Source organism: Sphingobium sp. LB126, from assembly GCF_002795205.1.
Classification (GTDB): domain Bacteria; phylum Pseudomonadota; class Alphaproteobacteria; order Sphingomonadales; family Sphingomonadaceae; genus Sphingobium; species Sphingobium chungbukense.
The window spans coordinates 3,024,617-3,048,844 of record NZ_NETV01000001.1 but is presented as its reverse complement, the minus strand read 5'-3'; the positions used below and the strand labels follow the sequence as shown (position 1 = coordinate 3,048,844).

The 24,228-nt window shown below is 63.8% G+C and carries 23 protein-coding genes; 11 read left to right on the top strand and 12 right to left on the bottom strand.

Features of this window, described 5'->3' with window-relative positions:
• Positions 1-84: 84 nt before the first annotated feature.
• The 6 genes from CAF53_RS14955 to gatC form a co-directional block, all read right to left on the bottom strand.
• The gene (locus CAF53_RS14955) at positions 85-705 is read right to left on the bottom strand and encodes a hypothetical protein (RefSeq protein WP_100238492.1); all 621 of its coding nucleotides are present in this window, start codon (positions 703-705) and stop codon (positions 85-87) included.
• A 10-nt stretch (positions 706-715) separates the two neighbouring features.
• The gene (locus tag CAF53_RS14950) at positions 716-1,864 is read right to left on the bottom strand and encodes a M48 family metallopeptidase (RefSeq protein WP_242443447.1); all 1,149 of its coding nucleotides are present in this window, start codon (positions 1,862-1,864) and stop codon (positions 716-718) included.
• Between the two features lie 8 nt (positions 1,865-1,872).
• Positions 1,873-2,616 carry a hypothetical protein gene (locus CAF53_RS14945; protein WP_046765723.1) on the bottom strand — a complete coding sequence of 248 codons (744 nt, stop codon included), beginning with the start codon at positions 2,614-2,616 and terminating at the stop codon, positions 1,873-1,875.
• Between the two features lie 129 nt (positions 2,617-2,745).
• Positions 2,746-4,248, bottom strand: coding sequence for an Asp-tRNA(Asn)/Glu-tRNA(Gln) amidotransferase subunit GatB (gene gatB / locus CAF53_RS14940; protein WP_100238491.1), 1,503 nt, complete (start codon positions 4,246-4,248; stop codon positions 2,746-2,748).
• Between the two features lie 96 nt (positions 4,249-4,344).
• Positions 4,345-5,829, bottom strand: coding sequence for an Asp-tRNA(Asn)/Glu-tRNA(Gln) amidotransferase subunit GatA (gene gatA, locus CAF53_RS14935; RefSeq protein ID WP_100238490.1), 1,485 nt, complete (start codon positions 5,827-5,829; stop codon positions 4,345-4,347).
• Entirely contained in the window at positions 5,829-6,116 is a 288-nt protein-coding gene (gene gatC, locus CAF53_RS14930; protein ID WP_046765720.1) for an Asp-tRNA(Asn)/Glu-tRNA(Gln) amidotransferase subunit GatC, read from the bottom strand. Before gatC ends, gatA begins: the two co-directional genes overlap by 1 nt.
• Positions 6,117-6,214: 98 nt before the next feature.
• Here gatC and CAF53_RS14925 point away from each other — a divergent pair, with 98 nt between their 5' ends.
• Both CAF53_RS14925 and ruvX read left to right on the top strand, forming a co-directional pair.
• On the top strand, positions 6,215-7,333 hold the full coding sequence (locus CAF53_RS14925; RefSeq protein ID WP_100238489.1) for a DUF3089 domain-containing protein: 1,119 nt from the start codon (positions 6,215-6,217) through the stop codon (positions 7,331-7,333).
• 2 nt (positions 7,334-7,335) lie between these two features.
• A complete protein-coding gene (ruvX, locus tag CAF53_RS14920; protein WP_100238488.1) occupies positions 7,336-7,806 on the top strand; it encodes a Holliday junction resolvase RuvX in 471 nt (156 codons plus the stop codon).
• 250 nt (positions 7,807-8,056) lie between these two features.
• On the opposite strand, the gene CAF53_RS14915 is transcribed toward ruvX, so the two are convergent.
• The 3 genes from CAF53_RS14915 to serB all read right to left on the bottom strand — a co-directional run bounded on the left by CAF53_RS14915 (position 8,057) and on the right by serB (position 10,908).
• The gene (locus CAF53_RS14915; protein WP_100238487.1) at positions 8,057-9,559 is read right to left on the bottom strand and encodes a L,D-transpeptidase family protein; all 1,503 of its coding nucleotides are present in this window, start codon (positions 9,557-9,559) and stop codon (positions 8,057-8,059) included.
• Between the two features lie 50 nt (positions 9,560-9,609).
• On the bottom strand, positions 9,610-9,870 hold the full coding sequence (locus CAF53_RS14910; RefSeq protein ID WP_046765716.1) for a hypothetical protein: 261 nt from the start codon (positions 9,868-9,870) through the stop codon (positions 9,610-9,612).
• A gap of 159 nt (positions 9,871-10,029) precedes the next feature.
• On the bottom strand, positions 10,030-10,908 hold the full coding sequence (gene serB / locus CAF53_RS14905; protein ID WP_100238486.1) for a phosphoserine phosphatase SerB: 879 nt from the start codon (positions 10,906-10,908) through the stop codon (positions 10,030-10,032).
• Between serB and miaA the strand changes: the two genes are divergently transcribed.
• The 7 genes from miaA (at position 10,907) to leuA (ending at position 18,661) form a co-directional block, all read left to right on the top strand.
• Positions 10,907-11,851, top strand: coding sequence for a tRNA (adenosine(37)-N6)-dimethylallyltransferase MiaA (gene miaA, locus CAF53_RS14900; RefSeq protein ID WP_100238485.1), 945 nt, complete (start codon positions 10,907-10,909; stop codon positions 11,849-11,851). The two genes, serB and miaA, sit on opposite strands and share 2 nt — an antisense overlap.
• A 100-nt stretch (positions 11,852-11,951) precedes the next feature.
• Positions 11,952-13,700 carry an acetolactate synthase 3 large subunit gene (locus CAF53_RS14895; protein ID WP_100238484.1) on the top strand — a complete coding sequence of 583 codons (1,749 nt, stop codon included), beginning with the start codon at positions 11,952-11,954 and terminating at the stop codon, positions 13,698-13,700.
• Positions 13,701-13,710: 10 nt separating this feature from the next.
• Positions 13,711-14,067 carry a hypothetical protein gene (locus tag CAF53_RS14890; RefSeq protein ID WP_100238483.1) on the top strand — a complete coding sequence of 119 codons (357 nt, stop codon included), beginning with the start codon at positions 13,711-13,713 and terminating at the stop codon, positions 14,065-14,067.
• Positions 14,067-14,582 (top strand): acetolactate synthase small subunit, encoded by a 516-nt coding sequence (gene ilvN, locus CAF53_RS14885; RefSeq protein WP_046765711.1) that lies wholly within the window; start codon positions 14,067-14,069, stop codon positions 14,580-14,582. Before CAF53_RS14890 ends, ilvN begins: the two co-directional genes overlap by 1 nt.
• Positions 14,583-14,816: 234 nt before the next feature.
• Positions 14,817-15,836 (top strand): ketol-acid reductoisomerase, encoded by a 1,020-nt coding sequence (ilvC, locus tag CAF53_RS14880; RefSeq protein ID WP_100238482.1) that lies wholly within the window; start codon positions 14,817-14,819, stop codon positions 15,834-15,836.
• A 172-nt stretch (positions 15,837-16,008) separates the two neighbouring features.
• Positions 16,009-16,632: a YceI family protein gene (locus CAF53_RS14875; protein WP_100238481.1), complete on the top strand. Its 624-nt coding sequence runs from the start codon at positions 16,009-16,011 to the stop codon at positions 16,630-16,632.
• Between the two features lie 352 nt (positions 16,633-16,984).
• The gene (gene leuA / locus CAF53_RS14870) at positions 16,985-18,661 is read left to right on the top strand and encodes a 2-isopropylmalate synthase (RefSeq protein ID WP_046765708.1); all 1,677 of its coding nucleotides are present in this window, start codon (positions 16,985-16,987) and stop codon (positions 18,659-18,661) included.
• A 74-nt stretch (positions 18,662-18,735) separates the two neighbouring features.
• Here leuA and CAF53_RS14865 read toward each other — a convergent pair whose 3' ends face one another.
• Positions 18,736-20,097 (bottom strand): M20/M25/M40 family metallo-hydrolase, encoded by a 1,362-nt coding sequence (locus CAF53_RS14865; protein ID WP_100238480.1) that lies wholly within the window; start codon positions 20,095-20,097, stop codon positions 18,736-18,738.
• A 189-nt stretch (positions 20,098-20,286) separates the two neighbouring features.
• On the opposite strand from CAF53_RS14865, the gene CAF53_RS14860 reads away from it, so the two are divergent.
• Together CAF53_RS14860 and trmFO are read left to right on the top strand one after the other, a co-directional pair.
• Positions 20,287-21,588 carry a dicarboxylate/amino acid:cation symporter gene (locus CAF53_RS14860; RefSeq protein WP_100238479.1) on the top strand — a complete coding sequence of 434 codons (1,302 nt, stop codon included), beginning with the start codon at positions 20,287-20,289 and terminating at the stop codon, positions 21,586-21,588.
• A gap of 43 nt (positions 21,589-21,631) precedes the next feature.
• Entirely contained in the window at positions 21,632-22,969 is a 1,338-nt protein-coding gene (gene trmFO / locus CAF53_RS14855) for a methylenetetrahydrofolate--tRNA-(uracil(54)-C(5))-methyltransferase (FADH(2)-oxidizing) TrmFO (protein WP_100238478.1), read from the top strand.
• A gap of 4 nt (positions 22,970-22,973) precedes the next feature.
• Here the strand turns inward: trmFO and CAF53_RS14850 are convergent, their stop codons facing one another.
• Together CAF53_RS14850 and CAF53_RS14845 are read right to left on the bottom strand one after the other, a co-directional pair.
• Positions 22,974-23,438 carry a hypothetical protein gene (locus tag CAF53_RS14850; RefSeq protein WP_046765705.1) on the bottom strand — a complete coding sequence of 155 codons (465 nt, stop codon included), beginning with the start codon at positions 23,436-23,438 and terminating at the stop codon, positions 22,974-22,976.
• Between the two features lie 11 nt (positions 23,439-23,449).
• Positions 23,450-24,082, bottom strand: a complete 633-nt coding sequence (locus CAF53_RS14845; RefSeq protein WP_100238477.1) for a hypothetical protein — start codon at positions 24,080-24,082, stop codon at positions 23,450-23,452.
• Positions 24,083-24,228: the final 146 nt, after the last annotated feature.

Sequence of the window (24,228 nt, the reverse complement as noted above, 5' to 3'; positions counted from 1 at the left end):
ATGACGTCCGTCCCCACGGAGTCATGGCAGTAAAGGAAGGGGCGCTGCCTCCCCCGGCAGCGCCCCTTTTCATTTCAGCCGTTTTCAGCGCCTCGCGGGCACCGCCGGGTTTTCCAGCCGGGCGGACGTCACGATCTGCCGGAAGCCAGCCACATCCCGGTCGAAATAGAGAATGGCCGGCGCGTCGAAGGTCATCAGATAGAGCCTGCCGCCGACGATGGCCCCCACCGCTTCGCCATGGCGCGACACATCCTCCATCTGCTTGCGGAAGCTGTAGGAAAAGCGCACGCCCTTCGCGCCCAGGAACGGCACCGGATCGATGCTCGTCATGGAAAAGAGCGTCGTGCCCAGGGCGATGCGGTAGCTGTTCTCCAGCAACGCCGGAATGTCGGTCAGCAACATGGTGGAGGAAAAGCGCGGCAGCGGCTTCGTCTTCTTGCTCACTTCCCGGAACAGGGTACGCCCCGTTTCGATGCTGTAGAAATTGACGCCGTTGAGGTCGTCGCCGTCCAGCGTCCATGTTTCCGAATTGCGGCCGGGGCGCGCCGACAACCGGTTCCACTCGCGCTCCGGCGTGACCGTCAGCGCCGATTTGGCGACGGCAACCGACGTGCCCGCCGGCATCAACGCATTGCCCGCCATCAGCGGCTGGGCCGAAAATGCCGCGCCCATCGCGGCCAGAAGGGAAAAAATTCGTTTCGCCATGGGAGATGTCCTATTCGCCGATCATTGCGTTCAGCATGGAAATATCGGCTGCCTGCGGACGCAGCCGGATATAGTTTTTGAGTGCGGCGGCCCCTTCGGCCTGCCGGCGGTCGCGCATCAGGCACAGGCCCAATCCGCGCCAGGCCTCCGAAAGGCCGGAATCAACGGTCAGGGCCGATTTGTAGAAATCCGCCGCCGCCACCAGATCGCGCGGATTGCCCCGCAACCGGTAGAGTTCCGCGCGGGCGAAGAGCAGCGGCGCGCTCCAATGATCCCCCGCCAGCGAGGAAAGCAGATATTCCGTCCCGCCGAAATCGTTGAGCTTCAACTGGTCGGACAGGAAATCCGGCAGCCATTTGGCGAGCGCCGCCGCATAGCCCTCCGTCCCCTCCGGCTTTGCCGCGACATCGGCGGACAGGGTGGAAAGATAGGTAGCGCGCTCCAAATTGGTCGGATGGGTCGAGAAGAAGGCGACCCGGTCATAGCGTTGGCTGCGCTGCTTGCGGCCCAGGGCGGTCGCGTCCGCCTCATCCATCAATCGCTGCCAGATGTGGGAAGCGGCCTGCGCCGAATAGGGCGACTGGATCGCATATTTGAGCGACAGAAGGTCGGCCTGTTTTTCCTGCTCCCGGCTGAACTGGAAGATCGATCCGATCGCGGCCTGCTGGATGGTCGGACCATATTGTCCCAGAAAGGCAGCCCAGGCCGCAATGTCCGTGGCCGAACGCTGACGGCGGAAACCCGCAAGGCTGTGGCGCAGTTCGAAATGCGCGAATTCATGGCCAAGGACAGCCGCCAGTTCCGCTTCGTTCCGGACCCGCAGCAGCAGCCCGCTCCACACCTGCATCGCCCCATTGGGCGCCATGTTGGCGTTGAAGGAAGCGACCCGCACCAGATAGATGCGCACGCCCCGGCAGCGATCCTCGCCCACCGCCCGGCACAACACGCTGCCCACATAGGCCTGCAATGCCGGATCGTTGATGACGAATTTCGAATCCCTGAGGTCCCGTTCATCCTCGTCGGCCAGCATCCAGAGGCCGCGCTCATCCGTGCCCTGCGGCTGATAGGCCTGCATATAGGGCGGCAGATCGGCAGGCGTCGGGGCAGCGGTCGCCATAACCGGCAGCATCAGCGCCAGGAGCGGGATCGCCCGCAACAAGACCCGTCTCACTGGGCCGCGGCGGCAAAGTCGGCAGTGCTGCCGGGGAAATCCTCCAGCAACTGGGCGACGCGGCGGCGCGCGCCCTCCCCGGTGCGGACGTCGCCGCCCATTTGGAGATCGGCGTTCAGCCACAGCAGATCGCCGTTGGAAAGATCGACCAGCCCGGCAAAGCCCTTATGCTGGCCCGACTGGATGCCGACGCCGCCCATGGCGGCAAAGACCTGAAAAATCTTGCGTCCGGTCGACCCGAACTGATCTTCGGTAAAGATGAAAAGGCCATAACGCGCGCCGGATCGGGCGGCGAGCGCGGACACGCCGGGGCCAAGCGTCCAGTCGAACGCCGCATCCTTCCGCTTCTTGGTCGGCAGGCGGTTGCCGGGGAAGAACTGGAATTCGATCACCGACTGCGCAACAATGGCGAACAGCGACTGATATTCCGCCAGGCTTTCGGCCTGCTGCCCCAGGACATCGTCCGGCACGACAATCTCATTGCCCAGCCTCTGCTGCGCCTCCCCCAGCGCCATATCCAGATTGTCGCGCGCCTGCTGCGTCCAGTCGGCATTGGGCTCGAACATGCCCGCGGTCGATTGGCTGCCGACCGTCACCTTCGGCCGGAACAGCAGGATCCTGGTCGAATGGGGATCGAGAACGAAACCCTGCCGGACGGCGGACTTCTCCTGCGCCATGGCCGTGGGCGACAGACAGCCCAGCAGCAGGCACAAGACGGCGTAACCGAACATATAACGCATGAAATGACCCCCGTTTACAGCCGCGTCCCCCGACTCATTGCGGCTATATTCAAGGGCTTAAAACGGCAAATGGCCGACGTACAGATGGTGCGATCCCTGCCACGCAGAGATCGCACCAAAATGGACTGATCAGCCAAGCGCCTTCTTGATCAATTCGTTGACGACCTGAGGATTGGCCTTGCCCTGCATCGCCTTCATCGTCTGGCCGACGAAGAAGCCGAACAGCGCTTCCTTGCCCGCCTTGTACTGCTCGACCTTGTCGCCATTGTCGGCCAGCACCTTGGCCACCGCCGCTTCGATCGCACCAGTGTCGCTGGTCTGCTTGAGGCCCTTTTCCTCGACGATCTTCGGTGCACGCTCACCGGTTTCGAGCATGATCTCGAACACCTGCTTGGCGATGGTGCCGCTGATCGTGCCATCCGCGACCAGGGCCAGCAGTTCCGCGCCCTCCTCAGGCCCCACCGGGCTGTCATCCAGGCTTTTGCCCAGGCGATTGAGTGCGCCGTAAAGCTCCGACAGCAGCCAGTTGGCCGAAGCCTTGGCAACCTCGCCCTCGCTCTTCTTCTGGATGCGCGCGCCCTCGGCCAGCAATGCCTCGAACCAGCGGGCCGTGTCGGCGTCGGCGGTCAGGGTCGCGGCATTATAGGCGGAAAGGCCCAGCGCCTGCTCATAGCGCTGACGCTTGGCGTCCGGCAGTTCGGGCAGCGACTGGCGGCATTCCTCCAGGAACGCATCGTCCAGTTCCAGCGGCAGCAGGTCCGGGTCCGGGAAATAGCGATAGTCATGCGCGTCTTCCTTCGACCGCATGGAACGCGTTTCATTCCTGTCCGGATCGTAAAGCCGGGTTTCCTGCACCACCTTGCCGCCGGCCTCCAGCACGTCGACCTGACGGCTGGCCTCATGCTCGACCACCGCCATGACGAAGCGGACCGAGTTCACATTCTTCGTCTCGGTGCGGGTGCCGAACGGGTCGCCGGGCTTGCGAACCGAAACATTGACGTCGGCACGCATCGAACCCTGATCCATATTGCCGTCGCACGACCCGACATAGCGCAGGATCGTCCGCAGCTTCGACAGATAGGCCCCGGCCTCGGCGGGCGAACGCATGTCGGGCTTCGACACGATCTCCATCAGCGCCACGCCCGAACGGTTCAGGTCGACATAGGATCGCGTCGGATGCTGATCGTGCATCAGCTTGCCCGCATCCTGCTCGACATGGATGCGCTCGATGCCGATCGTCTTGGTCGCGGCGTCGGGATTCTTGTCGTCCAGGCTGATCTCGATCGCGCCTTCTCCCACCAACGGGTGATAAAGCTGGCTGATCTGATAGCCCTGCGGCAAGTCCGCGTAGAAATAATTCTTGCGGTCGAAGCGCGACCATTTGTTGATCTTGGCCTCGATCGCCATGCCGGTACGCACAGCCTGACGGATGCACTCCCGGTTCGGCACGGGCAGCATGCCGGGCATGGCGGCGTCGACCAGCGACACCTGCGTGTTCGGCTCCGCGCCGAAAGCCGTGGCCGCGCCGGAAAAGAGCTTCGCCTGGCTCGTCACCTGCGCATGGACTTCCAGGCCGATCACGACCTCCCACTCGCCGGTTGCGCCCTGAATGCGATAGGTTGATTCAGTCATATTCTTGTCCTCAAGTGTTCCTGCGAAGGCAGGAACCCAGGGTGAGTGCAGAGCCAGTTGGCCCTGGACTCCTGCGTTCGCAGGAGCACGGATTGCTTACCACCATTTCTCCGGCCGCGCCGTGAAGCCCGCGCGTTCTTCAATCGCAAGGCCCGCATTCAGCACGGTCTGCTCGTCCAGCGCCCTGCCGATGATCTGGAGCCCCAGCGGCAGTCCTTGCGCGTCCAGCCCACCCGGCACCGCCATGGCGGGCAAACCGGCCAACGAAGCCGGCACGGTGAAGACGTCGTTCAGATACATGGCGAGCGGATCGGCCTGCTTCTCGCCCAGCGCGAAGGATGCGCTGGGCGCGGTCGGCGTCAGCAGCAGGTCGCACTTCTCGAACGCCAGTTCGAAATCGCGCGCGATCAGCGCCCGCACCTTCTGCGCCTGCGTATAATAGGCGTCGTAGAAACCCGCCGAGAGCACATAGGTGCCGATCATGATGCGGCGCTTGACCTCCGGTCCGAAACCCAAGGCGCGGGTGGCGGCATACATGTCCTGCAAGCCCGCTCCATCGGGCAGGTCGCGCTGGCCGTACCGCACGCCGTCATAGCGGGCGAGGTTCGACGAAGCCTCGGCAGGCGCGATGATATAGTAAGTCGGCAGCGCGTACTTCGTGTGCGGCAGCGACACTTCCACCACCTCGGCGCCCGCGTCCTTCAGCCATTCGATCCCGCGATCCCACATGGCGGAGATTTCCGCGTTCAGGCCATCGGGGCGATATTCCTTGGGAATGCCGACCTTCTTGCCCTTGAGATCGCTCGACAGATTGGCTTCCCACTGCGGCACGGCCAGATCGAGCGAAGTCGAATCCTTGGGGTCGAAGCCCGCCATCGTCTCCAGCAGGATCGCATTGTCGCGCACCGTCCGCGCCATCGGCCCTGCCTGGTCGAGCGACGAGGCGAAGGCCACGATGCCCCAGCGCGAGCAACGGCCATAGGTCGGCTTGATGCCCGAAATGCCGGTGAAGGCGGCGGGCTGGCGGATAGACCCGCCGGTGTCGGTCCCGGTCGCCGCCGGGCACAGCCGCGCGGAGATCGCCGCCGAAGACCCACCCGATGAGCCGCCCGGCGCCAAAGCGGCATTGTCGCCGCCACCCCGCCTCCAGGGCGAGATCACATTGCCGAAATAGCTCGTCTCGTTGGACGATCCCATGGCGAACTGGTCGAGGTTGAGCTTGCCCAGCATCCCCGCGCCAGCATCCCACAGCTTTTTCGAAACCGTGGACTCGTAGGTCGGCGTGAAGCCTTCCAGCATGTGGCTGGCGGCAGTCGTCTGCACGCCCTCGGTGCAGAACAGGTCCTTCATGCCGATCGGCACGCCCGAAAGCGGTTTCAGCGCCTCACCCGCGGCCTTCGCCCTGTCGGCTGCATCGGCGGCTTCCAGCGCCTTTTCCGGCGTCTCGACGATGAAGGCGTTGAGCGCCTTGGCGGCAGCGACATTGGCGTTGAACGCCTGCGCCACTTCGCGCGCCGAAAAGTCGCCTGCGCGGAAGCCGTCGCGGATTTCCGCGACCGTCAGATTGGTAAGTTCGGTCATTATTCGATCACCTTGGGCACCGCGAAGAAGCCATGTTCGGCCTGCGGCGCATTGGCCAGCACCTTGTCGCGCACATTGCCGTCGGTGACGGCATCCTCGCGCAGGCGCAGATGGTTGGGGATGACGGCGGTCATCGGCTCGACGCCGGTCACGTCCACCTCGCCCAGTTGCTCCACCCAGCCCAGGATGTTGTTGAGTTCGGGCACCATGGCTTCGGCTTCGGCGTCGGTCACCGAAATGCGCGAAAGGCTGGCGATCTTTTTCACGGTCTGAAGGTCTATCGACATGGGCCGCCGCTACCATTGGCGCTCTTATGCTTCAAGTCCTTGCGCGCATGGCGCGCTTGCGCCAGACAGAAACACACCACCATGATGGAGAGCGCCTGTTGGCCCGCAAGTTCCTCTATGTCGTTGCCGGCCTGATCGTGCTGGTGATCGCGGCATTGCTGGCCTATCGCATCTGGGGCATGCAACTGATCCGCATGGTGATGGTGCCGCGGGAGGATTTCGCGCAGATCGCTCCGCTTCCCGCCCAAGCCTATGACGATCCCAAGATGTGGATCGCCCGCCCCGACATCGCGAAGGACAATCCCGCCCTCTGGACGCCGGAGGGCGTGAAGGACGCGCCGTCGGCACAGAAGGCGGCGGTCTTCTTCATCCACCCGACCTCCTACATCACCACGCTGGGCGGCGCGCATTGGAACATGCGCCTCGACGACCGGGACTCGCTCGACACCGCCCGGCGGTTCGTGAAGAGCCAAGCCAGCGCGTTCAACGCCGTCGGCTCGATCTGGGCTCCGCGCTATCGCCAGGCCAATTACGGCGCTTTCCTGACCGACAAGCCCGCCGGAGAGCAGGCGCTCGCCGTCGCCTATCGCGACGTCAGCCAAGCCTTCGCCGCCTTCCTGAAAGCCAATCCCGACGGGCCGCTGATCCTTGCCGGGCACAGTCAGGGGTCTCTCCATCTGCTCAGGCTTCTGCGCGAACAGGTCGCCGGCAAGCCCGTCGCCAACCGCGTCGCCGCCGTCTATGCCGTGGGTTGGCCGATCTCGGTCGAAGCGGACCTTCCTGCCCTGGGCCTGCCCGCCTGCGCGCGGCGCGCCCAGTCGCATTGCATCGTGAGCTGGCAAAGCTATGCCGAACCGGCCGATCCTTCCGCCGTGATCGAGAGCTTCGAGCGCAAACCCAGCTTCACCGGCAAGCCGCACAAGGGCACGCACATGCTCTGCACCAATCCGATCACCGGAGCCTTCAACGGCGCTGCGCCTGCCAGCGCCAATCGCGGCACGCTCGACGCCCGGAACGCCGACATGCCGACCCGGCTCCTTCCCGGCATCGTCCCGGCGCGCTGCGACACCAGCGGCGTGCTGATGATCGGGGAGCCGGTGGACATGGGGCCCTTCACCTTGCCGGGCAATAATTATCACGTCTATGACTATGCGCTGTTCTGGGCCGATGTGCGCGAAGACGCAAAGCAACGGCTCGCCGCCTTTCTGAAGAAGTAGACATGCCCATCCTCACCACCGATCGCGCGGTTTTCCGCGACGCCCTGCCGCATGGTGGCCGCCTGATCGGTCTCGATGTGGGCACCAAGACGATCGGCCTTGCGCTGTGCGATGCGGGCTGGTCGATCGCCAGTCCCGCCCATACCGTGTCGCGCGGCAAGTTCAGCAAGGACAAGGTCGCGCTGGCCGCCTTCATGGAACAGCAGCAGGTGAAGGGCGTGGTCATCGGCCTGCCGCTCAATCTCGACGGCAGCGAAAGCCCGCGCAGCCAGGCCAGCCGCGCCTTTGGACGCAATATCGGGGACCTGGGCCTGCCGATCCTGCTGTGGGACGAGCGCTGGTCGACCCAGGCGGTGACGCGGACATTATTGGAAGCCGACGCCAGCCGCGCCCGCCGGGGCGAACTGGTCGACAAGCTTGCGGCGAGCTATATCCTGCAAGGGGCGATCGACGGCCTGATGGCCGGGTTCTAGAGCATCGTGCGCAAAAGTGGGAACCGGTTTTGCGCTTAAAGCGATGCGACAACAAAAGCTTAGAGCGTGCGGCTCGCGTACGATTTAGCGCAGCGCGCTCTAAAGCATCGTGCGCAAAAGTGGGAACCGGTTTTGCGCTTGAAACGATGCGACAACAAAAGCTTGGAGCGCGCGGCCTGCGTACGATTTCACGCAGCGCACTCTTAGAATATGATCCGAACCAGGCCGATGCGTCGGCGGCTGCCGGGCGCTACATGACATCCCGACCATAGACATCGGGCAGGAACTGCACCCCATCGCCCGAAGCTATCGCGGTCAGATAGGTCAGGTAGACCGGCACCGGCTGGGGCAAGGGTTCATGCTGCTCCGGCTTGTCGCTCTCGGCCTTGAGCGGCCTTCCGAAGAACCAGCGCCCCAGCCGTTGCGCATCCTCCAACCGCACGCAGCCATTGCTGAACTGTCGCGCCGGTTTCGCCAGAAGATCGCGCGAGGGCGTATCGTGCAGGTAGATGCCGAGGTCATTGGGGAACATGAACTTGACCTTCCCCATCGCATTGTCGCCGCCGGGAAGCTGGCGCACGCGCAGTTCCGTCCGGCCGTCGGCCACGGCTCGCCAGTCGATATTCGCCGGGTCGAGCCTTTGCGCATTGACGCTCCAGTCGGACAGCGCCTCGTAATGCAATTTGGTCAGCGATGCGCCGTTCAGCATCTTCGGCGCCAGCTTGCGCTCGACCAGATCGGACGGCACGTTCCAATAGGGATTGAGCGTCGCATAGCGCACCATGCCCGCCATCATCGGCGTCTGGCTTTCCTTCGCGCCGACCACGACCTTCATCGTGCCGTCCTGCGCGCCCTTGCTGAAATACCAGAGCCGCGCGGAGGCCGCGTCGACCACCACATGCCGCGTATAGGGTCCGGGCAGCAACCGCGCGCGCTCCAGATTGAGCGCGATCAAACGATCATAATAGCCGTCACCACGATTGAGCGCTTCAATGGTGGCCGTTCCCGCAACACCATCGGGCTTCAGGCCATGGTCGCCCTGGAAGGCCTTCACCTTCGCGGCCAGCACCTTGTCATAGGCAGCGCCGCTCTCCAGCCCCAGCCGCCGCCGCAAGGGCGCGGCGCCGGACTTCATGCCGGGACGCAGCCTCACATCGGCCGGTAGCGCAACCTGCGGCAGGCCGCTCCACCTCTCGGCGAACCCCGTCCGCGCTTTGCGCAGCTTCACGTAGAAGGGATTCATCCAGCCGATATCCTTCACATAATCGACAAAGGATGGCACCACTGCCGCGGCCCGCAATATCTCCCGCGGCTCCTCGTCCTTCGGTTCCACCTCCGGATCGAGATAACGCACCTTCACCTTGCGCGAAGGCTTGCGCATGTCGCTCACCAACGCGGCGAAGGCCTTGGAAAAGGCAAGATCCGCACGCGCCAGAAGCTTGGGATCGCCGTTCGCATCGGCGTCGCCCTTCAACCTCTTCAACGCGCGGAGATCATAATCGCCGGGTTTCAGCCCATCCGCATCCGCACCCTCCATAAGGGCGATCAGCGCGTCGCCTTGCGGCCCGACCTTGCCCTTTTCGATCCAGAGCGGCCAATAGCCGCGCGGGCCGTAGAAATCCCTGAGCTTCCCGCCGACCGACGAACGGATTTCAGCGGCCACGCTGGTCCGTGCGGCTTCCGACGTCGCGCTGGATTGTGCGATGACCTGTCCGGGCCAGGGGGCAAGCAACAGTGCCGAAGCCCATATCATCCGATGAAAAGGGGCGCGGCGATGATGCCGCGCCCGAACAGATGCCTTTGTCAGCCGCGTTCTCCACGACGCGAGGGCGGCGGAGGCGGCGGGGGCGGCGGACAGGGCGGACCCTGGATCTCATGATACATGCCGTCGGGCGAATAATAGCCATCGACAATGCCGTCGCCGTTGCGGTCCGCCGCGACGGTGCCGCTGATCGCCCCAGGACCGACCGGCGGCGCAGGTGCGACAGGTTCATCCCTCGTCGACGCGCAGGCGCTCAAGGCAAGCGCCGTACCGCCGAGAAGTGCCAATAACCTGATTTTCATACCCTCTCCCTTGGCGCTACGAGGACCGTGCGCCGGCTAGATTTGGACACTGCGGAGTGCAGCGCAGGTGAAACGAGCGAAGGTGGAATTCGATTCCATTACCGGCCCGAAATGACGACGAACGGTGCTTAAGCAGCGCTTAACCGTGCCGAAGACCGATCAGCCGTCGACCCATTCCGCCGAAGCGATGCCCTGCGCATAGAGGAGCACGGACAGGTCGCCATGCACGATCTCCGCGCCAGCCGCCTCCCTTGTCTTGGGCTTGGCATGATAGGCGACGCCCAGCGCGGCTCCCTGGATCATGGGAATGTCGTTGGCGCCATCGCCCACGGCCAGCGTCAGGGCCCGATCGATCCCTCCCTCGATCGCCGCTTCCAGTTCGGCGCGTTTGCGCGCCGCGTCCACGATCGGCATCGTCACCGTGCCCAGCAACGCTCCGTCCGCAATCTCCAGCACATTGGCAACGGCAGCGTCGAAGCCGATTTCTTCGGCGACCGGCCCGGTGAAGCGCGTGAAACCACCTGATACGAGCAGGGTCCTAGCTCCCCGCGCCTTCATCGTGCGCACAAGGGCCTTCGCTCCGCCCATGATCTTCACCCGCTCGGTCCGGCACTGGTCGATGGCTCCGTCCGCCAGTCCCTTGAGCAATGCCACGCGCTCATGCAGCGCGCCCGCAAAATCCAGTTCGCCGCGCATCGCCCGCTCCGTGATTTCCGCGATCTGCGGTTTGATCCCGGCATAATCGGCCAGTTCATCGATGCACTCGACCGTGATCATGGTGGAATCCATGTCCGCGATCAGCAGTTTCTTCTCGCGCCCCTCGGCCAGTTGGACGATCACGTCGACTTTTTCGCCCACATCTGTCAGGGCGGCCCGCGCCGCGACCGGGTCCTGCCCGAAGAAAATGTCGGCCGCCTTGTCCTCGTCCAGCCACTGGCTATCGACGGGCGCGCACCCCGCCGTTGCCAGCCGTCCGACGGCCTCGGCAATATTGTCCTGACTCAAGGCCGCACTTGCCACTAAGGTCGCGACGAACATGGATACTCCTGATACTTCGAAGGGCGAATCCCGCCCACGCGTCGCGCTTATTGCCGGGCCTACCGCCAGCGGCAAGAGCGCGCTTGCGGTTCGGCTCGCCCGCGCAGCGAATGGCGTCGTCATCAATGCCGACGCCAGCCAGGTCTATGCCGACCTCCAGATCCTTTCCGCCCGCCCCTCGCCGGCGGAAATGACCCGGGCCCCGCACCGCCTCTTCGGCCATATCGACGGCGCGCAAGCCTGCACGGCCGCGCGCTGGGCCGCCGAGGCGCGTCTGGAGGTGGACAGGGCACTTGATGAAGGGCGCCTTCCCATCCTCGTCGGCGGCACGGGCCTCTACCTCAGGACGCTGCTCGACGGCATTGCTCCGGTTCCCGACATCGATGCCGATATCCGCGCATCCATTCGCGCCATGCCGGTGGCGGAGGCGCACACGGCCCTCGCCGCCGAAGACCCGGAAGCCGCTGCCCGCCTTGCCCCGGCCGATACCACCCGCGTCGCCCGTGCGCTGGAGGTGATCCGCTCGACCGGCAAGCCCCTGCGGGCGTGGCAGCAATATAAGAGCGGCGGCATAGGCGACCGCATAACGCTGTCGCCCCTTATCCTCTTGCCCCCCCGCGACTGGCTCATCGCGCGATGCGACCAGCGTTTCGAACAGATGATCGATGGCGGCGCCGTAGCGGAGGTGGAGGCATTGCTCGCGCGGCAACTCGCGGCCGACCTGCCCGTCATGCGCGCGATCGGCGTTCCGGACATCGCGGACTGGCTGCGGGGCGCGATCGATCGCGAAACCATGCTGGAAAGGGGACGGATCGCCACGCGCCAATATGCCAAGCGCCAATATACCTGGTTTTCCCGCCAACCCCCGGCGGCGTGGCCCCGCGAAACACGATCAATAGATGATAAAATTGTGGATGAACTGGTAATAAAATTACAACAATAACTATTGACTTGCCATTTTATGTCCAATAGACGCAGCCGCCTTGCCATCGTGCCTGATCTGGCGCAGATGGCCCACCTGCATCAAGCGGAAGGATCTTATCGTGGCCGAAAAGAGCGGCGCGGACATATTGGTTGAGTGCCTGATCGACCTGGGGGTCGAGGTCGTGTTCGGCTATCCGGGCGGCGCGGTGCTGCCCATTTATGACGCACTCTTCAATCATCCGAAGATCCGCCACGTGCTCGTTCGCCACGAACAGGGCGCGACCCATATGGCGGAGGGTTATGCGCGTTCGACCGGCAAGCCCGGCGTCGTGCTCGTCACCTCCGGCCCCGGCGCGACCAATGCCGTCACCGGCATCACCGACGCGCTGATGGATTCGATCCCGATGGTCGTCATCACCGGCCAGGTTCCGACGCAACTGATCGGCACCGACGCTTTCCAGGAAGCGGACACGGTCGGCATCACGCGCCACTGCACTAAGCATAATTATCTGGTGAAGTCGCCGAACAAGCTGGCCAGCGTCATCCACGAAGCCTTCCATATCGCCACCACCGGCCGCCCCGGCCCGGTCGTCATCGACATTCCCAAGAACGTCCAGATCGCGACGGCGCCTTATGAAAAGCCCGAGACGTTCGAGCATGCCAGCTACCACCCGCAGACCAAGGCGGACCCGGCCGCGATCGCCAGCGCGGTCGAGATGCTGGCGGCTGCCCGGCGCCCGATCTTCTACACGGGCGGCGGCGTCATCAATTCCGGTCCGGAAGCGTCCACGCTGCTGCGGGAGATCGCGGCGCTGACCGGCGCGCCCGTCACATCGACGCTGATGGGCCTGGGCGCCTATCCCGCTTCCGCGCCGCAATGGGTCGGGATGCTGGGCATGCACGGCACCTATGAAGCCAATTGGGCGATGAACAAGGCGGACCTGATCGTCTGCGTCGGCGCCCGCTTCGACGACCGCGTGACCGGCCGTCTGGATGCCTTCGCGCCCAACGCGAAGAAGATCCACATCGACATCGACCGCAGCTCGATCAACAAGACGGTCGAGGTCGATCTGCCCGTCATCGCCGATGTCGCCAGCGCGCTGACCGACATGATCGCGCTGTGGAAGGATCGTGGCCACAAGGCGGCGGACCTTTCCGAATGGTGGGCCCGGATCGACGGCTGGCGCGCGCGCAACTGCCTCGCCTATCCCGACAGCCACGAAGAGATCATGCCGCAGGAGGCGATCGCGCAGCTCTACAAGGCCTCACGGTCGGCAAAGGACGTCATCATCACCACCGAAGTCGGCCAGCATCAGATGTGGGCGGCCCAGCATTTCGGTTTCGATGAACCCAATAAATGGCTGACCTCCGGCGGCCTCGGCACCATGGGCTATGGCTTCCCGGCGGCCATCGGCGCGCAGGTCGGCAATCCCGACAGCCTGGTGGTCTGCGTCGCGGGCGACGCCTCGATCCAGATGAACATCCAGGAAATGGGCACCGCCACGCAATATCGCCTGCCGGTCAAGATCTTCATCCTGAACAATGAATATATGGGCATGGTCCGCCAATGGCAGGAACTGACCTATGAAAGCCGCTATTCCAACAGCTATTCGGACAGCCTGCCCGACTTCGTGAAGCTGGCCGAAGCTTATGGCTGGACCGGCATCCGCATCGAAGGCCCGCAGGAACTGGAAGCGGGCATCCGCCAGATGATCGACACGCCCGGCCCGGTGATCGTGGACTGCCGCGTGGCGAAGCTTTCCAACTGCTTCCCGATGATCCCGTCGGGCGCGGCTCATACCGACATGCTGCTCGACCCCAGCCAGGTCGAGGGCACCCTGTCGGATGAGGCGAAGGCGCTGGTGTGAGGATGGGGATGTGACGCAACATCTCAAGCTCCGCATTCATGTGAGCGAACCGTTCGATTTCGAACGGATTGCCGGCACGTCCGAACTGACGGGCTGGACGGTGGACCATAGCGATCCCGAAAATGAGGATTGGGAAGTTCATCTGGATACGGGCTTCGACTTTCACGAACGCCATATCGGCCGCCTGCTGGTCAGCCCCCGCTATGTGGGCGAGCATCTGGAACGGATGTTCGACGCGATTGCGGGCTTTCCGGTGCGTCTCGCCCACAGGGACGACGGCAGTTGGCACTACGCCTTCACGGGCATGATTTCGCAGCGCCATGAAGGCGGAGAATCGCGCGAAGAAGCGGATAACGGAACGATCTGATGCATATTCAGGAAGAGTATAGCGAGCGGCATGTCCTGTCGCTGACGGTTTCGAACGAAGCGGGCATATTGGCGCGCATCGCGGGCCTGTTCACCGCGCGCGGCTATAATATCGACAGCCTGACCGTGGCCGACATCACCCCGGACCATGCGATCAGCCGCATAACCATCGTCACCAGCGGGCCGCCTAAGGTGATCGACCAGATCATCGCCCAGCTCGACCGGCTGGTGCCGGTGCACAAGGTCACGGACCTCACCGACAACGGCCCCTTCGTCGAGCGCGAACTGGCGCTGGTCAAGGTGGCTGGCGTGGGCGAGGACCGGATAGAGGCGCTGCGCCTGGCCGACGTCTTCCGCGCCAAGGTGGTCGACACCACGATCGAGAGCTTCATCTTCGAGATCACCGGCACCACCGACAAGATCGACAATTTCGTCGCCCTGATGCGGCAGATCGGCCTGGTCGAAGTCGGCCGCACCGGCGTCGTCGGCCTGATCCGCGGCAAGGAGCCGAACTGAAGCATCGTGCAGAAAAGTGGGCACCGGTTTTCTGCGCCAACGATGCGACAACACATAGCTGGAGCGCGGTGCGCTCCAGGGAAATAACCCCTCTCCCACCGGGAGAGGGAGGGGCCTACCGCGCAGCGGTGGGAGGGTGAGGGCGAAAACCCCTCCCCCGCGCGCAGGTGGTTCCCCCTCACCGCAAATCCAGGCTCCGCAAGGCGCCGACCGAACTGAAAGAAGGAACGTCAAATGAAGGTGTATTACGACCGCGACGCCGACATCGGCCTGATCAAGGGCAAGAAGGTCGCCATCCTCGGCTACGGCTCGCAGGGCCACGCCCATGCCCAGAACCTGCGTGACTCGGGCGTCACCGAAGTCGCCATCGCCCTGCGCCCCGGTTCGCCCAGCGCCAAGAAGGCCGAAGGCGCCGGTTTCAAGGTTCTGTCGAACGCCGACGCCGCCGCATGGGCCGACGTGCTCATGATCCTGGCGCCCGACGAGCATCAGGCCGCCATCTATGCCGCCGACATCCACGCCAATCTGCGCCCCGGCGCCGCACTCGCCTTCGCGCATGGCCTCAACGTGCATTTCGGCCTGATCGAGCCGCGTGCCGACGTCGACGTGATCATGATCGCGCCCAAGGGTCCGGGCCATACCGTCCGCAGCGAATATCAGCGCGGCGGCGGCGTGCCCTGCCTGATCGCCGTCCATCAGGACGCGACCGGCAATGCGCATGACATCGCCCTCTCCTACGCTTCGGGCGTCGGCGGCGGCCGCAGCGGCATCATCGAAACCAACTTCCGCGAGGAATGCGAAACCGACCTGTTCGGCGAGCAGGCCGTGCTGTGCGGCGGCGCTACCGCGCTGGTCCAGGCCGGTTTCGAAACGCTGGTGGAAGCCGGCTACGCCCCGGAAATGGCCTATTTCGAATGCCTCCACGAGTTGAAGCTGATCGTCGACCTGATGTATGAAGGCGGCATCGCCAACATGCGCTACTCGATCTCGAACACCGCCGAATATGGCGACATCAAGACCGGCCCGCGCATCATCACCGAAGAAACCAAGAAGGAAATGAAGCGCGTCCTGGCCGACATCCAGTCGGGCCGCTTCGTCAAGGACTTCGTGCTCGACAACCGCGCCGGCCAGCCGGAACTCAAGGCCAGCCGCATCGCCGCCCAGCGCCACCCGATCGAGGAAACCGGCGCCAAGCTGCGCGCCATGATGCCCTGGATCGGCGCGAACAAGCTGGTCGACAAGGACAAGAACTGACGGCCACGCATCGGCCGTCACCCCGGCGAAGGCCGGGGTCCAGGGCGGCTTGATGCAAACGCCTAAGAGGTCTCAACCGGTAACCCTTTGTTTCCGGTTACGGCTCTGGAACAATCGGGGGACGTTGCCTATTCTGGCAGCGTCCCCTGAACGTTTCCGGAGAATATCCTTCATGCGCAAATATCTGATCCCCGCCGCTGCGCTCATCGCCCTTGCCGGCGGCAGCGTCGTCGTCGCCCAGCAAATGCCCGCGGCCCCCGGCGCAAAGGACGCCGCGCGCGTCACGGGGGGCAGCTATACCATCGACCCCGGCCATACCCAGATCGTCTTCGCCTATGACCATATGGGCTTTTCCAACAATATGGGCGTCATTTCCGAATCGACCGGCACGCTGACGCTCGATCCGAAGAATCCGTCCGCCGCCAAGGTTTCGGTCGAGGTTCCCGTCACCAACCTGAAGACCGGCATCGCCAAGCTGGACGAACATCTGATGAAGCCGGAATTCTTCGATTCCGCGAAATTCCCCAAGGCCACCTTCGTCTCGACCGGCGTGAAGGTACAGGGCACGGAAGCGGAAATCAGCGGCAACCTGACGATCAAGGGCGTGACCAAGCCGGTGACGCTCGACACCGAATTCTATGGCGCGGGCAAGGCCCCGGCGATGATGGGCGGCAAGGAGAATGTCGGCTTCGTCGCCACCACCACGATCAAGCGCAGCGATTTCGGCATGGGCTATGGCGTGCCCATGGTCGGCGACAATGTGGAATTGAAGATCATCGTCGCCTTCCAGAAATAAGCGCCTCAATACCCCTCTCCCCTTGAGGGAGAGGGCTGCGCAGACTTGGCAGCTTGCTGCCTAGTCGTAGCTGGGTGAGGGGGTTGCGGTCCAAAGGACCGCGCGGGCCGCAGGCCCGCTCCCCCTCATCCACAAAGAACACCAACCTTGCGCTTTCCCCCAACTCCGGGTAAAGCCGCCCCATCATGCAGCGCGCGCTTCTTCCCCTGCTACGACTTACACGCCCTTAGGCGTGGTATTTGTGCTGCTCTTCGCTTGAATGACGCGGCCATACGCCTAAGGGCATAATCAAGCAGATAGTCGTACCACCGGGCAGGCTGCGGCCGCCCGTATGCAGAGAAGTAGCTTTCCCATGATGCTGAACGATCCCTCGCTGAAATACCGGCCCTTCCCGCAGGTCGACCTGCCCAATCGCCAGTGGCCCTCGAACGTCATCACCGCGCCGCCGCGCTGGCTGTCGACCGACATGCGCGACGGCAACCAATCGCTGATCGACCCGATGAACGCGGAAAAGAAGCGCCGCTTCTTCGACCTGCTGGTGAAGGTCGGCGTCAAGGAGATCGAGGTCGGCTTCCCCAGCGCGGGCGCCACCGAGTTCGACTTCATTTCCGGTCTGGTGCGTGAAGGCGCGATCCCCGACGACGTGTTCCCGCAGGTGCTGACGCAAGCCCGCGAAGACCTGATCGCCACCACCTTCGAATCCCTGCGCGGCGCGAAGAAGGCCATCGTCCACGTCTATAACGCCGTCTCCCCGGCATGGCGCAACATCGTGTTCCAGATGGACCGGCCGCAGATCAAGGAAATCGCGATCAACGCCGCCAAGCTGCTGCGCGACAATGCCGCGAAGCAGCCGGACACCGACTGGCATTTCGAATATTCGCCGGAAACCTTCTCCACCGCCGAGCTGGATTTCAGCCTGGAATGCTGCGAGGCGGTGATGGACATCCTGCGCCCGACGCCGGATCGCCCTCTGATCCTGAACCTGCCCGCCACGGTCGAGGCGGCTACCCCCAATATCTATGCCGACCAGATCGAATGGATCTGCCGCAACATTTCCAGGCGCGACAGCGTGGTGATCTCGCTGCACACCCATAATGACCGGGGCACTGGCGTCGCGGCGGCGGAACTGGGCATGATGGCGGGCGCGGATCGCGTCGAGGGCTGCCTGTTCGGCAATGGCGAACGCACCGGCAATTGCGACCTGGTGACGGTGGCGCTCAACATGTACACCCAGGGCATCAATCCCGGCCTGGATTTCAGCGACATCGACGAAGTCATCCAGACCGTCGAATATTGCAACCAGTTGCCGGTCCATCCCCGCCATCCCTATGCGGGCGAACTGGTGTTCACGGCCTTTTCCGGCAGCCATCAGGACGCGATCAAGAAGGGCTTCGCGAGCCAGGAGGCGCGCAACGACCAGATCTGGGACGTGCCCTATCTGCCGATCGACCCCAAAGATCTGGGCCGCGACTATGAAGCGGTGATCCGCGTCAATTCGCAGTCCGGCAAGGGCGGCGTCGCCTGGGTGCTGCAACAGGACAAGGGGCTGAAACTGCCCAAGCGGATGCAGGCCGACTTCTCCAAGGTCGTGCAGGCGCTGGCCGACCAGAGCAGCCGCGAGTTGAACGCCGCCGACATCTGGGGCGCGTTCGAAACCCATTACCGTCTGGCGGGCGAGCAGCCCTACAGCCTGATCGACTATCATGAGAGCGGCGCCGCGGGCGACCGCATCTTCACCGGCAAGATCGCGCACAAGGGCGGCGAACGGAGCATTTCCGGCCGGGGCAACGGCCTGATCTCTTCCGTGCTGGCCGCTCTGCGCGACGAGCTGGGCGTCGATCTGGAGGTCGCCGACTATAGCGAACATGCCATCGGCGCGGGCACGGACGTCGCGGCGGCCGCCTATGTCGAATGCCGCACGCCCGACGGCCGCACCATCTTCGGCATCGGCACCGACACCGACATCGCGACCGCTTCGGTCCAGGCCGTGCTGTCGGCCGCGAACAGCGTGGCGGCAGAGCGCGGGTAACTCAATACCGTTTCATTTCCGAAACAAATGCCATGGCGAACCCCTTTCATTTCGCCATGGCATTCATGGACTTTTCACCCCGCCAGCGCCTTCACAATGCTTTCCCACTGGCCCAGCGCCGCCGGGATACCGGCCACCGGAACCCTCTCGTCCAGCCCATGGGCAAAACCGTCCTCGCCCCGCTGGAACAGGCCGGACACCCCATAGCAGGGGACGCCCAGCGCCCGGAAATGAAGGCTGTCCGTCGCCCCCGCCGACATGGTGGGAATGACCGGAATGCCCGGATGCCGGGCCGAGATCGCCGCCGTCACCGCTCTCATCACATCCGCCCGCAACGGTGAGGCATCGCTGCCCGCGGGATCGTCCAGCACTGTCATCGACGCGCTCGAATCCGCCACCACCCGCTCCAGCTCGGCCTTGACCGTCTCGATCGCGACACCGGGGAAGATACGGCAATTCACACTGACCCTCGCGCTTTGCGGCAGGGCGTTCAGCGCATGTCCCGCCTGTGCCATGGTGGCGACGCAGGTGGTCCGCACCTGCCCGATGAATTCGGGATATTCGGACAGAAGATCGGCAGACCTTGCGTCGCCGTTTTTCGCATAGCTCCGCATGGCGACGCCGACCTCTCCGCCGATCCGGTCGGCAGACAGGAGCAAGGACGCCTTCGTCAGTTCATTGCGCATCGGCGCGAAGCGATAGGCCGCGATCCGGTCGATCGCCCGCGCCATGCGATAGATGGGATTGCCCGGCGTCGGCGCGCTGCTATGGCCGCCCGGATCGGTAAAGCCGATCTCGAAATCGGCATAGGTCTTCTCCCCCGCCTGCAACTGATACAGCACCGGCCGCCCCTCTTCGTTGAGCAGGCCGCCGCCGCCATCGCCGTTCAGCAGCAATTCGGCATCCTTGTATTTCGCCGCCAGTATCCGGCTCGTCGCCATATGGGTTTCCTCGTCCCCCGACAGCAGCAGGGTAACGGTACGGCGTGGTTGCCAGCCCGCGCGCTTCAACCCGGCCATGGTCGCCACCATCATGGCGACATCATATTTATTGTCTTCCGCTCCCCGGCCGAAAATATAGCCTTTCTCCTCGACCGGCGCGAAAGGATCGCGCTTCCAGTCCGCCGCATTCGCCGCCACCACATCCATATGGCCGATCATCAACAGCGGCTTGAGCCGGGGATCGCTGCCCTGGATCGTCGCGGCCAGCATAGCCGTTTCACCCATGGGCGTGATCTCGATCTCCGCGCCGGCAAATCCGGCCTCTTTCAATATCGAGGCGTAATAGGCGGCCAGCGCGGGAACCTGTCCCTCCCCCTCCACGGTGCGGAAAGCGATGGATTTCATCAACACCGCCTTTGCCAATAGCGGATCGCCCGCTGCCTGCGCGGCCTGGGATAACAGCAGCGCCGCCAGAACCACCCATCTTCTCAACAAATCGCATCTCCATGCTGGATTTCGCCATTCCGTGTGGCATAGCGGATCGCGGCGGCCAATCCGTTTGGACGTCAGTACTGCGGAAAGAGGGCGTCCTTATCCGCGTTCATCCCCATAAAGAATTGCTTGTGCGCATTTGGCGAGGTCGCTCCCCATATCGCGCGCCGGTTGTCGCGAGGAAATGGAACCATGGCCCTCAACTATCGCAGTTTCGGATTTCAGGTCCTGGCCGGCATGGCGCTCGGTTTGGCGCTCGGCCTTGTCGCGCGGTCGCTGGGAACCGGGCCGAATGGCGAACTCAACGGTTTGGCGACAGCGCTCAAGACGACGGGATCGATCTTCGTCTCGCTGCTGAAGGCGGTCGTCCCGCCGCTGGTCTTCGCAGCGATCGTCGCCTCGATCGCCAATCTGCGCGCGCTCGACAACGCGGCGCGACTGGCGGGGCAGACGCTGCTCTGGTTCGCCTTCACCGCGCTCATCGCCGTGATCATCGGCTTGGCCATCGGCCTGATCATCCAGCCGGGCGCCGGCTTGCATGACCAGGCGCTGCCGGTCGGCAAGCCGGATTCCATGGGCGGCTGGCTCGATTTCCTCAAAGGCCTCGTCCCCGGCAACAGCTTCGCCCTGTCGGCCAGCACCAAGGTCGCGGAAACCGGCGCCACCACGACCCTTTCCTTCAACATCCTCCAGCTTCTGGTGATCTCGATCGCCGTGGGCCTCGCGACGCTCAAGGTCGGGGACAAGGCCGAACCGTTCCTGGCCTTCGTGCGGTCGCTGCTCGCAGTCGTGCGCGCGATCCTGGGGTGGATCATCCGCCTCACTCCCATCGGATCGGCCGCGCTGATCGGCAGCGCGATCGCCACCTATGGCTGGAGCGCGCTCGCCCAGCTCGGCACTTTCGCAGGCGCGGTCTATCTCGGTCTCGCGCTGGTGTTGCTGGTCGTCTATCCCCTGCTGCTGATCGCCAATGGCCTGAAACCCCTGCCCTTCTTCGCCAAGGCATGGCCGGCGATCCAACTGGGCTTCGTATCGCGATCCTCGGTCGGCACCATGCCCGTCACCGAAACCGTGACGGAACGGCTGGGTGTCGAAAAGGGCTATGCCGCCTTTGCCATTCCCCTTGCCGCGACCACCAAGATGGACGGTTGCGCATCCATCTATCCCGCGCTGGCCGCCATCTTCATCGCCAATTTCTATAACATTCCCCTGCATGCGGCGGATTATGGCCTGATCGTCTTCGTGTCGGTCGTGGGATCGGCGGCGACCGCCGGACTGACCGGTGCGATCGTCATGCTGACGCTCACTCTTTCCACCCTGGGCCTGCCGCTGGAGGGCGCGGGCCTGCTGCTCGCCATCGACCCGATCCTCGACATGGGGCGAACCGCCGTCAATGTCGCGGGGCAAGTACTGGTCGCTACCGTCGTCGCCAAGCGCGAAGGGATATTGGACGAACCCGCCTTTTACGGCGAGGCGAAGTTGGTAGCGGCCTGAACAGCGGTTGACCTGCGACGCGGAGGGGACCATGGGTCCCCCCATGCATCAGGTTCACATCATTGGAGGCGGTCTCGCCGGGTCCGAAGCGGCATGGCAGTTGGCGCAAGCCGGGATGAAGGTCCGCCTGTCGGAAATGCGCGGGAGCGGCGACATGACGCCCGCGCACCAGACCGAAGGGCTCGCCGAACTGGTCTGCTCCAACAGCTTCCGCTCCGACGACGCGGACAAGAATGCGGTCGGCCTGCTGCATCAGGAAATGCGGCGGCTGGGATCGCTCATCATGGCACAGGCGGAACCGGCCAAGGTGCCTGCCGGATCGGCTCTGGCAGTGGATCGCCATATCTTTTCCGATGGCGTCACCCGTACACTCTCCGAACATCCCAATGTGGAAATCGTACGGGAACGGGTCGACACCCTTCCGACCGAAGGCATGACGATCGTTGCGACCGGCCCGCTGACGGCTCCGTCGCTGGCGGCCAGCATCGGCCAGGCCGCGGGGATCGATCATCTCGCCTTTTTCGATGCCATCGCCCCGGTCGTGCATTTCGACAGCATCGACATGGACAAATGCTGGATGGCCAATCGCTGGGACAAGATCGGCCCCGGTGGCGGCGAAGGCAAGGATTACATCAACTGTCCCATGAACAAGGAGCAGTATCAGGCCTTCGTCCAGGGACTGATCGATGGTGAAAAGACCGAGTTCAAGGAATGGGAAAAGGACACGCCCTATTTCGAAGGGTGCATGCCGATCGAGGTGATGGCCTCGCGCGGTCCCGAAACGCTGCGCCATGGGCCGATGAAGCCGATGGGCCTGGATGACCCGCGCACCGGGCGCTGGCCCTATGCCGTCGTGCAACTGCGTCAGGACAATGCGTCGGGCACATTGTGGAACATGGTGGGGTTCCAGACCAAGCTGAAGCACGGTGCGCAGAGCGAACTGTTCCGCACCATTCCTGGATTGGAGAAGGCGGAATTCGCGCGGCTGGGCGGGCTGCATCGCAATACCTTCATCCAGAGCCCCAAGCTGCTGGACGCCACATTACGCCTCAGGAGCGCGCCGCATATCCGCTTTGCCGGGCAGGTGACCGGTTGTGAAGGCTATGTCGAAAGCGCCGCGATCGGCCTGCTTGCCGGACGCTTTGCGGCGGCGGAGATATTGGGCAGGCCGCTGGCCGCCTTGCCGCCTGAAACGGCACTGGGGGCATTATTGGGCCACGTCGTCGGCAATGTCGAAACGGCGGATTATCAGCCGATGAACGTCAATTTCGGCCTGTTCCCGCCGCTGAGCGACGTCAAGAAAAAGCAGCGCAAGGAAGCCATGACCGCCCGCGCCCGCGCCGCCCTGGGGCAATGGCTGGGCGAGTTTCAGCCCGCCTGACGTTTCAGCATTTGCATTTCGGCGCCGCTTTCCGCTGCGGCGCGGTGGCGGCGAATTCGGCGGGCGTCAGCTTGCCATCGCCATTGGCGTCAGCGCTCGCGAAGCGATCCGAAGTCGTCACGGCCCACTCCTCGAAAGAGAGGAGATTGTCGTTGTTGCTGTCGAGTGCCTTGAACGCCTTTACCCGGCTGCCCATCATCTCGATCCGCGTGATGACGCCGTCCCGGTTGCGATCATACCGGCCGAAGCGCTTCTGCTCCCGGCTTTGCGGGGATGCTTCTCCGGGCATGGGCGGCGCATCCCCGACGGCATCGGGATCGCCTTCCGGCAATGCGTCAACGACGGGCGGAGGTGGAGAGCCGATCAGCGGTTGGGGGACAGCTTCGTTGCTCGCCCGCCCCTGCCACCAAAACAGCCCGCCAGCCGCCAACAGCAGCGCGGCCATCGCGCCCGCCAAAATTCGCCCCACCTCAAATCCCCCTATCGTCCCATCAGCGCGACACGCATCAATCTCAGATACAGCGCAGGGGTCAATCCCGTCGGTGCGCAACGCCCCTTCGCGATATCTTCGCGCGCGAGGTGGTAGGCAATGCGCAATGGGCGCCATTCGCTGCGCCAGACCGGCTCTTCACGCATGAGATAGGCCTGCGCCATCGCGATCGCCCTTTCGGCCATGTCCGGATCACCGCTATGCCCCGACAGATCCCACAGCGCCCAGGCCGCTCCTGCCTGAGTCAGCCAGGCGGGAATATCGCTCTCACCAGCCAGGGCCTGAAACAGACCACCGCCTCGCCCCTCCGCATAGGCATGGAGGTCGATCTCTCCGATCAGGGCCTCCCAGCCATCGAGCCATTGCGAAAGCCCATGCAGCGGTATTGCTCCCATTTGCCGCAGCGCATCGATCAAGGGTTCGCCTTGGCCCTTCGCGCCGCTTTGATCGGTCAATGCATCGTTCCACCAGGCAAGACGCATCTGACCGATCATCGGCTCGCTGGTGGTAGTTATCAAACGCGCGAACCGCGCATCGAGTGCCCAGACGAACCGATGACGTGAAATGTCACGGCCCGCATAGGCGCTTAGCAATAGAGCAAATGGCGAAAGATCAGCGCTCATAATGAACCATTAGCATATATCAATAGAAATGGATTTTGCCGAAATTATCAGCTTTTTAACCCCAAGCGTCATAGTGATCCGGTCAAATGCCCTTTGTTGGGCGGGGGCAGCCCTGCCCGAATTGGAGGTGCGGGGCAAGTTGAGGC